The following is a 14,850-nucleotide window of genomic DNA, read 5'->3' as shown; positions in this document are numbered from 1 at the left end:
AAGAAATTGTTATCGGGTAAAGCCATCCTTTTATTCGTAGAAGCTTTCCTCCAAAGGGGATCCCTTTGGGATTTGGAGGAAAACCTTAAGGCTAAGGATAAACTGCAGGAACTGACAGAACTTGAGGGAATCCACTCCTCCACTCTGTACCGGAAACTTGAAAAACTTCCAACCTGGCTTCTGCAGGATACAGCCATGAAATTATTCTCCCGGATTGATGGCCATTACACACAAAAGGTAAGCACCATGGAAGCCGGGAGGCTTTCGGTAATTGACTCGACTGAAATCTCTTTACCGGAAAAGGCAGGCGAATGGGCGTATTCCTCAAAATCCAAAAATGGCGTTAAAATCCACTTGAAATTGGCCGTTCTGGATGAAAAAACTTATTATCCGGAAGATGCAATACTTTCCACAACAGGCGTTGCAGATAAGGAAGTATCCATTGATTTAGTAGTTGATAAGGATGCCACTTACGTAATGGATCGCGGGTATATCAACTACAGCCATTTCCATAATTGGATTGAGAGGAAAATCAATTTTGTCGTTCGTATTAAAGGAAATTCAAGGACCAAACTCCTCACGGAGCATTCGGTACCTTCCAACAGCCGAATTGTTAAGGATGCGGAGGTTGAAATCCACGATATCAAGAATGACCGGAAATTCCCTCTCAGGCTGGTGGAATTCCGGGATGAAAAGGACAATAAGTTTCGAATCCTGACCACACGAAGAGATCTTTCCGCCGAACAAGTGGCTGAAATTTACAGGATGCGTTGGAAAATCGAGCTTTTTTTCAAGTGGGTGAAACAGCACCTTAAACTCGTCAAGCTTTACAACCATAAGCCCGCAGCTGTTTGGAATCAATTATGGCTCGCAATGATTGCATATGGCATAAGCGAACTGATTAAAATCGAGACAGGTACTAAGCGGTCAACATGGCGGGTGCTTAAGCTTCTTCGGTTCTATTGGCATGATAGCTGGGACCGGTTTATCCAGGCTCTGGATCGAAAACCTACCAAACCATCAAAAGGAAGAAGGAAAAAAGGAAAGCCAGGTAGACGAAGGAAACATCCTAAAAAATTGAAGACTGTGCAAATCATCCACGGAAACTAAGAAGGAAAATTTTTAAAAAATGCGACCGTCATGTCTTTTTTGGCATGCCCTCATTTTCGAAAAAACAAGCTAATTAAAGCTAGTTTGAACAAATTTCCATTTTTAACCTCTTATTTGCAAGACTAGTGCCAATTCACGGATATTCTACCGAATCGCAGGATTATTCTACCAAATCGCAGGATATTCTACCGAACCACAGGATATTCTACCAATTCACAATATCATTCTACCAATTAACATCTTTTCAAACAATCAAGCAAACCTGATATCCCCAGCAGCCCAGCCAGCTTAAAGCTGATACCATACTAAAAAAGGAATGATCATATGCTATTTTGGCTCAGCATGCTTTTTGCCATCGGTTTCGCTCTTATCCACTTTTCCTCAAAATATATGAATTTTATTGAGGAAACCCCAAGGAGCCGGATTCTTTCCATAGCCGGCGGCATTGCCGTTGCTTATGTGTTTCTGCATCTGCTTCCGGAACTGAACGGCTTTCAGCAGAGCCTGGAGGATTCAATCGGAACGGAAGCAGGGAAATATATTGAGAATCATATTTACCTGATTGCCATGATTGGGCTGGCCATATTTTATGGCCTGGAACGGATTGTCAAGGTTTCGAAAAAGAAGAAAAAAGACAAGACGGAAAACCAGACTTCGGCCGGCGTGTTCTGGATTCATATCGGCTCTTTTTTTATCTACAACAGCATCATCGGTTATCTCCTCATTCGCGAGGAATATGAAAGCCCGTGGGGAATGTTTTTTTATTTTATAGCTTTAAGCATCCATTTCATCACTAATGACAGAGGGCTCAGGCGGGATCACCGGGAAGTTTATGACAAATACGGCCGCATTCTTCTCACGGCTGCGATCCTGCTCGGATGGGTGATTGGAGCGGTAATGGAAGTTCATGAGCTTATCATCTCGATCCTGGTCGCTTTCCTGGCTGGCGGGGTAGTGCTGAATGTGCTGAAAGAAGAACTTCCGGAAGAGCGTGAGAGCAGCTTTGCCGCCTTCTGCATCGGCCTTGCGGGATATTCAGTCCTCCTTATGGTCATGTAAAAACATACACTCATTTGTTTCTTCAAGCCTGGCCAGGGGAAGAATAGAGTAATCAATAAAAGAAAAAAGGGGGACAACTGATGGAAAGCAAGAAAAAGACGGAGCTTGCCGGACGAGCCATTGACAGTATTGAAGGAGCAGCCGGAAAGTTCCCTGGCCGCAAAAGGGCGCACGCTCGGGGGAGCTCCTATGCAGGAATCTTTAAGCCAAACGGAAAAGCCGCCTATTTGACGTCTGCCCCTCATCTGCAGGGCAGTGAAGTGCCGGCTATCGTCCGTTTTTCCAACAGCTCGACCAATCCCGGGCACAGCGATGCGCTGACTCCTCCTAAAGGAATGGCAGTTCAGTTTCAGCTGCCTGATGGAGACATAACAAACCTTGTATGCACGACTGTTCCGCTTTTTTTTGCGAGGACGCCTGAATCTTTCACCAAAATTATTGAGCTGTTTGCCTCTATCCGCAAGGGGAAGCCTGATCTTAAATCACTGGCAGGCATTGCAAAGGACTTTCCTGAAAGCAAGGCATTTATTGAACTGATCCAGGAGGTAAGGCTGCCTGCAAGCTATGCAGCAGCTCTTTACTATTCTATCCATGCCTTTTACCTGACCACCAGGGAGGGAGGTCGGCAGGCAGTTAAATTCATCTGGGAGCCTGAAGAAGGCGTCAGCATGTATACAAAAAAAGAAGCAGCCGGCCATCTCGAAGAAACATATCTCGAAAATGAGCTGGATGAGAGGCTGGCAAAAGGTCCAGTCCGCTTTGCATTATCTGTGCAGCTTGGGGAAAAAGACGATCCGACAGACGACCCGACAGTGCTGTGGCCGGGCGACAGGCAGAAGCTTGCAATAGGAGAACTGACAATAACACATAAGGTCGAAGAATCAAATGAAATCATTTTTGATCCGACCATTCTCCCTGAAGGCATTGAATGCAGCGATGATCCTATTCTCCACTTCCGGCATGAAGCCTACCATGAATCGAGGAAGAGGCGTGAAAGCGAGAAAAAGGAAGGGCTTTAAATTGGCTGCTGTAAAGGCAGCTCTTTTTTATGCTTAAGCCTGCCAGAACTCTCCTCCAGGTTTCCTGGTCCAAACCCTTTTAAAGCATTAGGAAGAAGCATTCTCTGTTCTTACATATTCCGATCTCATAAGCATATGTTGAAAGAAAAAGGAAACGGTGGCCACTTTGAAAAAAATACAATTCGGCATTCCGGAAATTTTTGAGGATAGCGCTTCAGCTTCACTTCAAGTGCTGTATGGTGATATTAAGCATGTTTTAAAGGTGCCCATTGTCAATTTTATCTTCCGGGCGCTGGCACATTATGAAAAATTTCTCTATGCAGGGTGGCAGCAGGTGCGTCCCAGCATGCTCACTATGCATGCAGAAAGGGCTGCAGCAAGTTTGAGAGAGCCATCCCTTTCTTTTGTGCCTGAGCGATACGACTGGGAAAGAATTATGGATACGGAGCGTCTGAGAAGAGTTGAAAAAATAGTATTTACTTTCAACTATGTTAATCCCAAGCTTCTTTTGATAGCATTGGCCTGGCAGGAAAGTTTGGGATACAGGCCGATAAAGGGCGGATCATTGCCCGGAGGATTGATAGAGCCGGGAATTTTACCGGGTCTGCCTTCCATTCGGCTGATTGATTTTCCGGAAGCTGACAAGAGACAAAAGGATTTGCTCTGGGATATCATGACTGCGAAGCACAGCTATGATATCGCAAGCGATTATCGCGCACTTGCTTTATATCCTGAATTTCTGCAGCCGGTCTGGTCTGGGATGAAAGATTATGTATCTTCCGAAGAGTTTTCACTAAGGTCCAGGAGGATAAAGGAGCATGCCAGGCAGCTGGTTCATACCAGCTTCCCTTATCCTGTTACGATCACGCCTGAGGAGCTGGCAGGCATGTACTCACAGAAGGATGCGGCCGGCATAATGGCACTGATTGCCCTTTTTTCCGACTTCCTGGCTGACCTGGTCGTTGAAGGTGAATGCATCCGGCGTTTTTTACAGATGCCGCCGAAATCAGGTTGATATACCTTCCCTTCTGTGCTACAGTATATGGAAATTAGAGGTGATCATTATGCAGCCTGTAAGAAGCTGTTATTCATTTTCACAATATCATCATCATAAAAACTAGCCTTGCTATCGATTTTTAAAAATCGCAAATAGGAAGGCTATTAATCATGAACCGCATTATTTTAAGTGTCCACTTAAAAGAGTGCGGTTTTTTTGTATTTTGAAAATGATGCGGGTTATCTCTGAAATTTATTATTGGAGGATAAGCTTATGAAAAAGATGGATTATCAAAATGTAAAAGGGACCCAGGATTATTTGCCGGAAGAAGAGGCTGTAAGGAGAAGAATAAAAAGGCAGCTGGAGGATGTTTTCATACAATATGGATGCAAACCGCTTGAAACGCCGATGTTGAATTATACCGGGCTTTTGGCTTCTAAATACGGCGGTGGTGCGGAAATTCTTGAGGAGATGTATACGCTGTCTGACCGCGGCGGGAGGGACTTGGCATTAAGATATGATCTGACCATACCATTTGCAAAAGCCGCCGCCATGAATCCAGGGATCAGGCTTCCGTTCAAGCGTTATGAAATCGGCAAAGTGTTTCGTGACGGCCCGATAAAAACTGGCCGTCTCCGCGAATTTACACAATGTGATGTCGACATAGCGGGAGTTGGCTCCCAGCTGGCTGAAGCAGAACTGATCGTTATGGCACTGGATGCTTTCCGGAGAATCGGAATTGATGTGACGATTCAATATAATAACCGCAAGCTCCTCTCAGGCATGCTCCAGATCTTCGGTGTGCCGGAGGAGAAGAGGAATATTGCAATACTTGTGCTGGATAAGCTTGAAAAGGCAGGCTGGAAAAAAGTTTCTGAAGAACTGAACGAAAAGGGGATCGGGAAAGAAGCAATCCAGGCGATTGCTGACTGTATCTCTGAGGTGCGAAACGGGGAGCTTGCTTACTACCGTATATTTGAGGAGAAAAACGTCTTAGTCAAAGAGGGTTTGGAGGAGCTGGCTGAGCTGCAAGGTTATTTATCCTATTTAAATTGCGGCCGGAAAGCAGTCTTCAATCCTTTTTTAGCAAGAGGTCTTGACATTTATACAGGAACTGTATATGAAGTATTTCTTACAGACATGTCCTTCACTTCAAGCATCGGGAGCGGCGGCAGATATGACAATGCAATCGGCGGCTTCATAGGGAGCGGAGAAAAAATTTCCACTGTTGGAATCTCCTTTGGGCTTGATGCCATTTTTACCGCAGTCAGCCAAAGCCAGTCCAAGGCTGGAGATGAAAGTGCAGCGGATTATTATCTCATTCCAATAGATACGCCCCAAGAATCTTTGGCCCTCGCACAGTATCTTCGCGGACAGGGATGGAAGGTAGAGATGGAGCTTGGCAGCCGGAAAGTGAGCAAGGCTCTTCAAAGGGCAGACAAGGAAAGTATCCGGAAAGTGATCTTGCTGGGAGAAGAAGAAGTCTCAAATAACCAGTATAAAGTGAAAGATATGGAGACAGGGGAAGAAGCATTGTTAAAGTTTGAATTCTAGAATGATACTGCCTGTCCATTCTGCCGGCTGAAAAGAGAAACATGCAAAAGCTTCGCTTTACATGTTTCTCCAGTGTTTATTAGTACCAAAAGCCAGGGCGTCCGAAACCATAGCCGAAGCCGGGACGTCCATAGCCCCATCCAGGCCTGCCATAGCCCCATCCGGGACGGCCGTAGCCATAGCCATAACCGCCATAGCCCCATCCTGGGCGGCCAAAACCGAACCCGCCGGTAGCTGCTCCTATTGCAAGAAGCGGAAGGAACCTTTCATCATGCTGCTGATATGCATACTCAGGAATATTCATATAAGGATTCATTTGCATAGCCTCCTGTCTCTTTTTCTCTGTATGCTATGACAAAATGGGGGCGCTTGCCCGTAATTTTAAGGAAAAAATTAAAAATGGACATTTGCCCAGTAGAAGTTTTTAGATATAAACATCAGAATATCCAAAAGCCGGCATAGGTGGTAAACTGGTAGAAAAGCTTCTTATATTTAATAGAAAAGGTGATTTGCGAATGACAGAGAGAAAAGAATTGGCAACTTTTGCTGGAGGCTGCTTTTGGTGCATGGTCAAGCCTTTCGATCAATTTGACGGGATTCATAGCATCATTTCCGGCTATACCGGCGGACATACAGCCAATCCTACATATGAAGATGTGAAAAAAGGGGACAGCGGCCATTACGAAGTCGTCCAGATTGAGTTTGATCCTGAAGTCTTCTTATATGAAGACTTGCTGGAGCTGTTCTGGCAGCAGGTCGATCCTACCGACGAAGGCGGCCAGTTCCATGACCGCGGAGATCAGTACCGCACTGCTGTCTTCTATCATAATGAAGCTCAGAGGGACAAAGCAATCGCTTCCCGCAATAAGCTTCAGGACAGCGGAAAATTCAGCAAACCGATCGTCACAAAGGTGCTGCCTGCTGAAACTTTCTACCCTGCTGAAGATTATCACCAGGACTATTATAAGAAAAATACCGCCCATTATAAGGAAGACAGAGAAAAATCAGGGCGCGATGAATTTATTAAAGAGCATTGGGAAAAGTAAAGCTCAAGAAGGCCCCGCAATCTTGCATGCGGGGCTTTTTATTTTATCTGTGAAATTCCCTTCTGCACGGATAGAACATAATTCTTATACAAGCTGCATCTCTTTCTGTTCCTTTTCTGTGCCTCCCAGTTTCTGTTAACAAAGCACTTTCACTTCAAAAAAACGATAAAAGCAGTTTGCATCTTCAAATAAGGAAAGCAAATTAGCTCAGCAGGATTTTGTCTATATAATGCCGAATATTGTCATTTGATCTGAATAATAAGGAGCATAATCAATGTATATAGAAACAGAACGCCTGATCATCAGGGATTTTCATGAAGCTGACTGGCGGGAACTTTATACTTATACCTCTGATGCACAAGTCATGGAGTATATGCCGGAAGGTGTTTTCAATGAAGAAGCTGCCAGGAAGTTTGTAAAGGAAAATATGATTGAAGCGAGAAACTATCCAGTCATTGTTAAAGAAATCAGGCAGCTCGCCGGCCATATTGTTTTTCATCCTTATTTCGGCACACATACATATGAGATCGGCTGGGTGATGAACCCTCATTTTCATAACAGGGGACTAGCACCTGAAGCAGCATCTGCTGTTTTGAAGCATGGGTTCGAACAAATGAATCTTCACAGGATCATTGCTACCTGCCAGCCGGAAAATATCGCATCCTATAAAGTAATGGAAAGAATCGGGATGAGAAGAGAAGGATTTTTCAGGAAATGCATTCCGCATGATAACGGATGGCGGGATGAATATTATTACGCGATTCTTGGGGAAGAATGGCTTCTTAACCAAACTGCCGCTGAATTGGAGGTTGACTGAATGTCTTCAAGAATCAGATATCCTTTTGTTTATTTTTATGCTGAACCGAATATTGTTTTCGTCTACAAAATAAACAGAAATGAATTGCTGGATTTCAATAGTTTAGGTGAACTGGAGAAACAGACTTATGAGATGGAACCTGGGGAGGATTTCTCTGATTTCAATCATGAAAACTATCAGCCTCTAGAAGGCCGGGGATATTTTATAAAGCTTGAAGACCATTATAAAATGCTCAAAATAATCAACAGGGCAATTCAGCAGCATAAAAGAGAAACAGAGAGCAGGAAAAGCCCCTCATCTGCTGCTGTCCATATTGCACCATCAGAATCCGCTGCCGGCAGTATAAGGGTAATGCTGCCTCAGCGGGAGAAAGTAATCAGCCAGATAGAACATCTTGGCATTGGGCCTCTATGGAAACTGGATACTGAAGAGGGGAAAAAACATCGTGCTGACTGGATGTTTGACCATATCAACTATTCTATAGAAGACTTTGAACTGGATCAGAAAATTGACAATATGCTCCTGGAAATAGCTGATATACCTGAAGGTCTGCCTATCTATATATGGGCAGGCGAAAATGCGGATGAGCAGACAAATCTCCGTTATTTAATGAGTCTGCTAAAAGGTAAGAAAAATGACATAATCGTCATTAATTCCACTGGCCAATTTACAGAGATGGGCTTGAAGAATAATGGGCCTGCCCGCTATACCAGCCAAATGGAGCCCGACAATCTGTCGCTTATTTTTAAGAGGGGCAAAGAGAACTCCCCTCTGAGCGAGAAACAGCATTCGAAGCTCCTGAGTGAGTGGGAAAAACTTGCACGCACTCAATCAGTTTTGCGCAAATGGGAGAACCAATGCATTGTCTCCGTTCAAGAAGACCATCTAGACCCTAGAATCATCGAAACAATAAAAGAAATTGAAGCTGATAGTGAAGATGGCTTTGTCAGAGCTGGACACCTAATTGGAGCCATAACAGATAAAGATTTGCCGGACACAGATTTATTTTACCTGGAGTACCGGATCAGAGAACTGATTTACAATGGCAAACTTGAATCAAGGGGAGTCCCAAAATCTATGCGGCATTACCGTGTGAAGCTGCGGGAGTAGAAGCCAACAGCGCTTCCTGGGTGAAATCCAGCAAACTGACCCCATAGGCGGAAGCAGCTGCAAACACGATTGTCCACACGGCAAGGCTGACGGTCATCCAGGCAAGAACCCGGGAACGGGAGGCCCCGAGGGAAAAAGCGGCTATTGCAGCAATATCAGTCCCAACCAATAGCGGTGCAAGAAGGGCGAGGCCCGGGATACCGTATTTTTCCCAAAGCTGCTGTGATCGTTTGTCTCTTTTTGTTGGGCCGGCTGCGCCTTTTTTCTCCCTCCTGCTATTCCTCCACTGAAAAAACTGCTCAAAAAAGATGGCAAGCAAAATGAGCAGCAGAAGGTTTCCGGCAAATGCCAGGACTCCCGTCCAAAAGGGTGACAGCCCCCAGAGTACTCCGAGCGGAACCACAATGGAAATGTCCATCCAGGGTGCAGCTGAGAATATAAAAATTACAAAATACTGCCAGAAAGCACTGGCAGATTGAGCCCATTCAATCATCGTTCTTCTCCTTTCTTCGGTATTGCTCAAATCATTTATTACTATTATATGAGCGCCAGTTTAATATAGGGTAAGATCTTGTTTAATGTTTGTTAAAAAAGCAGATAAATCTTTTCCAGCATATAAACGAAGGGCTGGAAGTGTGTCTGCGGCTATATTTGGAAGTAAACATCATGCTGTTAAAATCCAAACATACTTTTTGTAAACAGGAGAGAGGATATGCACAAAATATTGCTTGTGGAAGATGATATAAAAATAGCGGATCTGCTGAAGTCGCATCTCTTAAAGTATGGCTATGAAGCGGCTTTATGCACGGAATTCGATGAGGTAGTTAAAAGCTTTGAAAGAGAGCAGCCTGCGATGGTCCTGATGGATATCAACCTGCCGAGCTATGACGGTTTTTACTGGACACGCCAGCTCAGGCAGATGACCACCTGCCCGATCATATTCATTTCAGCCCGTGCAGGTGAGATGGACCAGATTATGGCATTAGAGCATGGCGGGGATGATTACATAACCAAGCCATTCCATTTTGAGGTTGTCCTGGCTAAAATCAAGAGCCATCTAAGGAGAGCATATGGGGAGTATGCATTGAATGTGAAGGAACGGAAGATTGAAGCTGAGGGGCTTATCCTTTATCCGGAAAGACTCTTGCTTGTATTTGAGGATAAGCAGGCTTCGGTCACAAAGAATGAGTGTGCGGTCCTGGAAGTCCTGATGAAAAGATGCCCCCGCTTTGCCAGCAGGGAAGCGCTGCTCGAAAAGCTGTGGGATGATCAGGCTTATGTGGATGAAAACACATTGAATGTCAATATGAACAGAGTCAGGAAAAAGCTCAAGGAACTATCTATAACTGGGGCGGTTGAGACTGTCAGGGGAGCAGGCTATCTGCTTCAAAATACCTGGAAGAGGAGCTGATTGGATTTGAAGCTCTTTTTTAAGGATCATTCAGGGGTCATATTTCTCCATATTGTCATGCTCTTTTCTGTGCTTATCATCTACCGTATGGCAGGATTCCGGGACATAAAGGTAAGCTTCTATACTGTTTTTTTTGGGCTATGCCTGCTCGGCGGTTATCTGGTTTTCCGTTATGCAGGGATGAAGGGATATTATGCACGGCTTTCGAATCCGTTTGCAGCTCTCGATGAATCAATTTCTGCCACCGGCTTCTATCCGATGGCGGAAGCCCTTGATCAGCTCTTGCTGAATCAATACCAGCTTTATGAGAACAAGCTTGCTCAATGGGAAAAAGATAAAAACGAACATCTCACTTTTATGAATCAGTGGGTGCATCAAATGAAAACCCCTCTATCTGTCATTGAACTGCTGCTGCAGGATGATGATGAAGTAAGCCGTGAAAGCATCAGGGAAGAGACGGACAGAATTCAAAATGGCCTGGAAACAGTATTGTACAATGCAAGGCTTAAATCTTTTGAGCAGGATTTCCATGCAGAGCCTGTCAAGCTAAGGGAGCTGTCTGCGAAACTGGTACAGGAGAACAAGCGCTTGTTCATCCGGAATGAAGTTTATCCTGAAATAGCTGCTGGAGCTGAGCTTATTGTTCATTCTGACAAAAAATGGCTCGACTTTGCAGTCTCCCAGATTCTGATTAATAGCATCAAATATTCAAAAGGTACTAATCAAAAGGTGACTATCTCCTTCTGGCAGGAAGGAGAAACTGTCATACTTGAAGTGAAGGACCGCGGTCATGGAATACCTGCCAGTGATATAGAGCGTGTCTTCCAGCCTTTCTTTACCGGCGAAAACGGGCGCCGTTTCCCGGAATCAACAGGAATGGGACTGTATCTGGTATCAGAAATCAGCATGAAGCTTCAATTTCAGCTGGAGCTGGAGTCCGAGGAAGGAAAAGGGACTGCTGTTCGTTTCCTGTTCAATGAGCCGAACAGCATCTTACAAGATTGTAAGGCTCGTGAAAGGAACTTCGATAGCTGAAGCAATCTCTCTCCTTTACTATTAAGGCATCAGAAGAAAGAGAGGAGAAGTTAGATGAATATGCTTCAGATTAATCGGCTGAGTAAAGTATATACAGGAAAGGTTTCTTACCGGGCGCTGTCAGAACTCAGCCTGGAAATCAGCAAAGGGGAGTTTGCAGGGATCATGGGCCCTTCAGGCAGCGGGAAGACTACACTGCTGAATATGATTTCCACAATTGATTCTCCAACCTCAGGCGAAATCCTGATAGAGGGAAAAGATCCGAACAAGCTGAAGAAAAGTGATCTTGCGAAATTCCGCCGGAGAGAGCTTGGTTTTGTTTTTCAGGATTTTAATCTGCTTGAGACGCTGACTGTGAAAGAAAATATGATGCTTCCTCTTACCTTGGAAGGTGTACGCGTCAGGGAAATGGAAGAGAAAGCAGAGAAAGTCGCAGACAAGCTCGACATCCGTCCGATCATGAATAAAAGGACTTATGAAATTTCGGGCGGGCAGGCACAGAGGGCGGCGATTGCAAGGGCGATCATCCATACCCCGAAACTCCTGCTGGCAGACGAACCGACAGGGAATCTGGATTCAAAGGCTTCACGCGATGTGATGGAAACTATGTCAGACATAAACAGGAATGACGGGACCACCATGCTGCTCGTCACCCATGATGCCCTGGCTGCCAGTTATTGTGACCGGGTTATCTTTATCAAGGATGGCAGGCTCTATAATGAAATCCGCCAGGGAGACAGCCGCCAGGTTTTTTTCCAGAAAATCATTGATATGCTTTCAATACTGGGAGGGAATGCACATGACCTTTCGTCAATTCGCGTTTAAGAATGTGCACCGCAATAAACGGCTGTATGCTGCTTATCTGCTGAGCAGCGCCTTTTCGGTCATGGTATTTTTCGTCTATGCGGTTTTTGCCTTCCATCCGGGCCTTAAAACAGAAGGAATCGGCGGACATGTTTCAACTGGGCTGCATTTTGCCGAGGCTGTTATTTATGTGTTTTCCTTCTTTTTTGTCCTTTTCAGCATGAGCGCATTCCTGAAATCGAGAAAAAAGGAGCTCGGATTGCTGGTTATGCATGGCATGACAGGCATGCAGCTCAGAAAGATGATCTTCATGGAAAACATGATGATCGGACTGGTTTCGATTCTGACAGGAATCGGGGCTGGCATGGTCCTTTCCAAGGCAATCCTGCTCGCAGCTGAAAATGTGCTCGGACTAAAAAAGTCCCTGCCTTTTTATATGCCCTTTGAGGCGCTGGGCCTTACAGCGGGTGCTTTTGTCCTGCTGTTCGCAGTTATTTCATTTTTCACAGTTTCCATGTTCAGGGGGAATCAGCTGACAGCTTTTATTAAAGGAAGCGCTGCTCCTAAGCCTGAACCGCGGGCTTCCCGCCTGCTTGCGCTGCTATCTGCCTTGCTTCTTGCCGCAGGGTATATGACTGCGCTTAAGGTCAAGGGGGTTTATGTAAGCGTGGCATTGGTGCCGGTCAGCACTGTTGTCATCATCGGGACCTATTTTCTCTTTACACAGCTCAGCGTGTATATCATCGGCATCTTAAAAAAGAATCCATCATTTCTGTTCAGAAAGACGAATTTGCTTCTTTTCTCTGATTTAGCATACAGGATGAAAGATAACGCCCGTACCTTCTTCATTGTTTCGATCGTGTCTACTGTGGCATTTTCAGCCATTGGGGCACTGGTCGGCTTCAGGACGGTCATGACAAAGGCAGTCCAGGAGGAGAATCCGTTTGCTTTTGATTACAGCAGCTATGCAGGAAACGAGAGGGAAGCATCCCAGGTTGAGCTTATTCATACTAAGCTTAAAGAAGAGGGGATTTCCTATCGGGAACTTAGGGCCCAAGGGCTTTACCAGACAGTCGGGGACAGGCAGGCGCTATTTGTAAAAAGCTCAGAATATAATCCGATAGCCAGAGCGGCAGGCGGTACTTCGGTAGATCCTCAAGGACACAAAGCAATCAAAATAATACCAATGAAAACACCTGCTGAACAAGAAAAACAAATAAATCTGACCCTTAAAGAAAGCGAGGAAACCATTTCCATAGCTGGAAATGCACAATCATTTGCGTTCCCTGTATATGAGAGCTTTTATGTAGTATCAGACAATAAGTTTGCTGCGCTGCAGAATTCTGCCAGCACACAGCATTTTTATATATTTGATGTGAAAGATTGGAAAAGTACATCAGATATCGGGGAAGAACTGGCGAAAGAGCTACCGATCAGCAGACTGGGAAAAGAATACAGCTTTTTCCCGCTTGCTCATGAATTGGATAAGATCGTCCAAGGGTATGGCGCCATCCTATTTGTCGGCCTATTTATCGGAGCCGTGTTTTTTGTTGCCGCCGGAAGCTTCCTTTACTTCAGGCTCTACAGCGATCTTGATGAGGATAAGAAGAAATTCTCCCGCATAGCAAAGATTGGACTGACGGATGATGAACTGTCAAAAGTGGTTTCAGTGCAGATCGGACTCCTGTTTTTTGTACCGGCAGGTGTTGCCGCTGTCCACGGTGCTGTTGCCCTTACCAGCATGCAGAATATGTTCGGCACTTCGCTCTTCAAGGAATCTGCGCTTGTGTTGGGAAGCTTTTTATTCATTCAGCTGGTTTATTTTATATTCATCCGTTCGGCATATTTGAAAAATATCAAAAAGGCACTCCGCTAAATGAAGCAGGACCAGAAATCAGGGTCCTGCTTATTTTTCGCAGGAAGCAAAACGGATTTGTTGACGCTCGATGCCTGTCTGCCTGTAAAATAGATAGATATACATAGAGATAATACAAACAGGGGGATGCTGATATGAACCGCTTCACTTATATGCTGCTGGTACTTTTGACAACTTCCCTAATGGGATCGTCCTTTGCTATTGGAAAAATCGGCCTCGATTACCTCTCTCCCCTTATGCTAGTGGGGCTTCGTTTTACCATTGCCGGGGTGCTGATGGCAGTCATTGTGCAGCGGAAGCCGCTGCCGGATACAATTACAGACTGGCTGAAAGTGTTCTCAATCGGCCTGTTTCAGACAGCTGGGGTGATGGGCTGTATTTTTCTCAGCTTAAGGACCATCACAGCAGGGGAATCGTCCATTCTTACCTTCAGTAATCCGCTGATTGTCGTTGTTCTTGGTACGCTCCTCTTCAGGCTGAAATATACAAAGATCCAATGGATTGGCGTCATTGCTGGATTTCTGGGTGTGATTCTTACACTTGGCTTTCAATTCCAGCTTGAATCAGGCACCTTCCTCGGTCTCGGGGCAGCTTTTTCATGGGCTATCGCGACTTTGCTGATCAAAAGGTGGGGAGGGCAATTCAATACCTGGGTTTTGACAGCTTACCAGCTTCTTTTTGGAGGAATCGTCCTGCTGGTTATGAGCTTGACGATGGAAAAAATTGAGCTTCACATTACGCCGTTATCAATCTTTATTGTCTTATGGCTTGCTGTGATGGCCTCTATAGTCCAATTCGCTGTCTGGTTTTATTTATTAAGCAAAGGAGATCCGGGGAAAACGAGTGCCTTCCTTTTCCTTGCCCCATTCTTTGGCGTGCTGTCCGGATGGCTTCTGCTGGGGGAGGCTGTCCATTGGTACGTTTACGCAGGGGGGGCACTTATTTTTCTCGGGATTTTTCTTGTCAACTGGACATTTAAAAGAAGCAGCACCCAATAAAGAGAGCCGCACCT

General features: G+C 45.1%; 14 protein-coding genes and 1 pseudogene. 13 read left to right on the top strand and 2 right to left on the bottom strand.

Translation table 11 applies throughout. The features are described 5' to 3' along the window. Nucleotides 1–6: 6 nt before the first annotated feature. From AC4E8B_RS14165 to AC4E8B_RS14145, 5 genes are all read left to right on the top strand, one after another. Complete coding sequence (locus AC4E8B_RS14165) at nucleotides 7–1,110, top strand: IS4 family transposase (RefSeq protein WP_490214020.1); 1,104 nt, start codon at nucleotides 7–9, stop codon at nucleotides 1,108–1,110. A gap of 324 nt (nucleotides 1,111–1,434) precedes the next feature. Then, nucleotides 1,435–2,169, top strand: a complete 735-nt coding sequence (locus AC4E8B_RS14160) for a hypothetical protein (RefSeq protein ID WP_490214019.1) — start codon at nucleotides 1,435–1,437, stop codon at nucleotides 2,167–2,169. 80 nt (nucleotides 2,170–2,249) lie between these two features. Beyond that, entirely contained in the window at nucleotides 2,250–3,188 is a 939-nt protein-coding gene (locus AC4E8B_RS14155) for a catalase family peroxidase (RefSeq protein ID WP_490214018.1), read from the top strand. A gap of 166 nt (nucleotides 3,189–3,354) precedes the next feature. Further along, a complete protein-coding gene (locus AC4E8B_RS14150; RefSeq protein WP_490214017.1) occupies nucleotides 3,355–4,203 on the top strand; it encodes a halocarboxylic acid dehydrogenase DehI family protein in 849 nt (282 codons plus the stop codon). A gap of 255 nt (nucleotides 4,204–4,458) precedes the next feature. Further along, nucleotides 4,459–5,739, top strand: a complete 1,281-nt coding sequence (locus AC4E8B_RS14145; protein WP_490214016.1) for a histidine--tRNA ligase — start codon at nucleotides 4,459–4,461, stop codon at nucleotides 5,737–5,739. 85 nt (nucleotides 5,740–5,824) lie between these two features. On the opposite strand, the pseudogene AC4E8B_RS14140 reads toward AC4E8B_RS14145, so the two are convergent. After that, a pseudogene (locus AC4E8B_RS14140) lies at nucleotides 5,825–5,983 on the bottom strand (hypothetical protein); the annotation flags it as partial. Between the two features lie 271 nt (nucleotides 5,984–6,254). Between AC4E8B_RS14140 and msrA the strand changes: the two are divergent. From msrA to AC4E8B_RS14125, 3 genes are all read left to right on the top strand, one after another. Continuing rightward, entirely contained in the window at nucleotides 6,255–6,785 is a 531-nt protein-coding gene (gene msrA, locus AC4E8B_RS14135) for a peptide-methionine (S)-S-oxide reductase MsrA (RefSeq protein WP_490214015.1), read from the top strand. Nucleotides 6,786–7,059: 274 nt separating this feature from the next. Continuing rightward, on the top strand, nucleotides 7,060–7,602 hold the full coding sequence (locus AC4E8B_RS14130) for a GNAT family N-acetyltransferase (RefSeq protein WP_490214014.1): 543 nt from the start codon (nucleotides 7,060–7,062) through the stop codon (nucleotides 7,600–7,602). Next, on the top strand, nucleotides 7,603–8,712 hold the full coding sequence (locus AC4E8B_RS14125; protein WP_490214013.1) for a DUF1835 domain-containing protein: 1,110 nt from the start codon (nucleotides 7,603–7,605) through the stop codon (nucleotides 8,710–8,712). Here AC4E8B_RS14125 and AC4E8B_RS14120 read toward each other — a convergent pair. After that, on the bottom strand, nucleotides 8,678–9,205 hold the full coding sequence (locus tag AC4E8B_RS14120) for a small multi-drug export protein (RefSeq protein ID WP_490214012.1): 528 nt from the start codon (nucleotides 9,203–9,205) through the stop codon (nucleotides 8,678–8,680). The two genes, AC4E8B_RS14125 and AC4E8B_RS14120, sit on opposite strands and share 35 nt — an antisense overlap. 219 nt (nucleotides 9,206–9,424) lie before the next feature. Between AC4E8B_RS14120 and AC4E8B_RS14115 the strand changes: the two genes are divergently transcribed. The 5 genes from AC4E8B_RS14115 (at nucleotide 9,425) to AC4E8B_RS14095 (ending at nucleotide 14,836) form a co-directional block, all read left to right on the top strand. Beyond that, nucleotides 9,425–10,123 carry a response regulator transcription factor gene (locus AC4E8B_RS14115; RefSeq protein ID WP_490214011.1) on the top strand — a complete coding sequence of 233 codons (699 nt, stop codon included), beginning with the start codon at nucleotides 9,425–9,427 and terminating at the stop codon, nucleotides 10,121–10,123. 6 nt (nucleotides 10,124–10,129) lie between these two features. Next, nucleotides 10,130–11,158, top strand: coding sequence for a sensor histidine kinase (locus AC4E8B_RS14110; RefSeq protein ID WP_490219686.1), 1,029 nt, complete (start codon nucleotides 10,130–10,132; stop codon nucleotides 11,156–11,158). Nucleotides 11,159–11,218: 60 nt separating this feature from the next. After that, nucleotides 11,219–11,983 carry an ABC transporter ATP-binding protein gene (locus AC4E8B_RS14105; protein ID WP_490219684.1) on the top strand — a complete coding sequence of 255 codons (765 nt, stop codon included), beginning with the start codon at nucleotides 11,219–11,221 and terminating at the stop codon, nucleotides 11,981–11,983. Next, nucleotides 11,958–13,838 (top strand): FtsX-like permease family protein, encoded by a 1,881-nt coding sequence (locus AC4E8B_RS14100; RefSeq protein WP_490214010.1) that lies wholly within the window; start codon nucleotides 11,958–11,960, stop codon nucleotides 13,836–13,838. Before AC4E8B_RS14105 ends, AC4E8B_RS14100 begins: the two co-directional genes overlap by 26 nt. 134 nt (nucleotides 13,839–13,972) lie before the next feature. Continuing rightward, nucleotides 13,973–14,836 (top strand): DMT family transporter, encoded by an 864-nt coding sequence (locus AC4E8B_RS14095; RefSeq protein WP_490214009.1) that lies wholly within the window; start codon nucleotides 13,973–13,975, stop codon nucleotides 14,834–14,836. Nucleotides 14,837–14,850 lie beyond the last annotated feature (14 nt).

It is taken from the genome of Bacillus sp. SRL543 (assembly GCF_984799205.1).
This window is presented reverse-complemented; position numbering and strand designations above follow the sequence as displayed.

Coding starts and splice junctions, on each gene's coding strand:
- AC4E8B_RS14160 (WP_490214019.1), top strand. CDS start 1,435: ATGCTATTTTGGCTCAGCATGCTTTTTGCCATCGGTTTCGCTCTTATC.
- AC4E8B_RS14155 (WP_490214018.1), top strand. CDS start 2,250: ATGGAAAGCAAGAAAAAGACGGAGCTTGCCGGACGAGCCATTGACAGT.
- AC4E8B_RS14145 (WP_490214016.1), top strand. CDS start 4,459: ATGAAAAAGATGGATTATCAAAATGTAAAAGGGACCCAGGATTATTTG.
- msrA (WP_490214015.1), top strand. CDS start 6,255: ATGACAGAGAGAAAAGAATTGGCAACTTTTGCTGGAGGCTGCTTTTGG.
- AC4E8B_RS14130 (WP_490214014.1), top strand. CDS start 7,060: ATGTATATAGAAACAGAACGCCTGATCATCAGGGATTTTCATGAAGCT.
- AC4E8B_RS14125 (WP_490214013.1), top strand. CDS start 7,603: ATGTCTTCAAGAATCAGATATCCTTTTGTTTATTTTTATGCTGAACCG.
- AC4E8B_RS14120 (WP_490214012.1), bottom strand. CDS start 9,205: ATGATTGAATGGGCTCAATCTGCCAGTGCTTTCTGGCAGTATTTTGTA.
- AC4E8B_RS14115 (WP_490214011.1), top strand. CDS start 9,425: ATGCACAAAATATTGCTTGTGGAAGATGATATAAAAATAGCGGATCTG.
- AC4E8B_RS14105 (WP_490219684.1), top strand. CDS start 11,219: ATGCTTCAGATTAATCGGCTGAGTAAAGTATATACAGGAAAGGTTTCT.
- AC4E8B_RS14100 (WP_490214010.1), top strand. CDS start 11,958: ATGACCTTTCGTCAATTCGCGTTTAAGAATGTGCACCGCAATAAACGG.
- AC4E8B_RS14095 (WP_490214009.1), top strand. CDS start 13,973: ATGAACCGCTTCACTTATATGCTGCTGGTACTTTTGACAACTTCCCTA.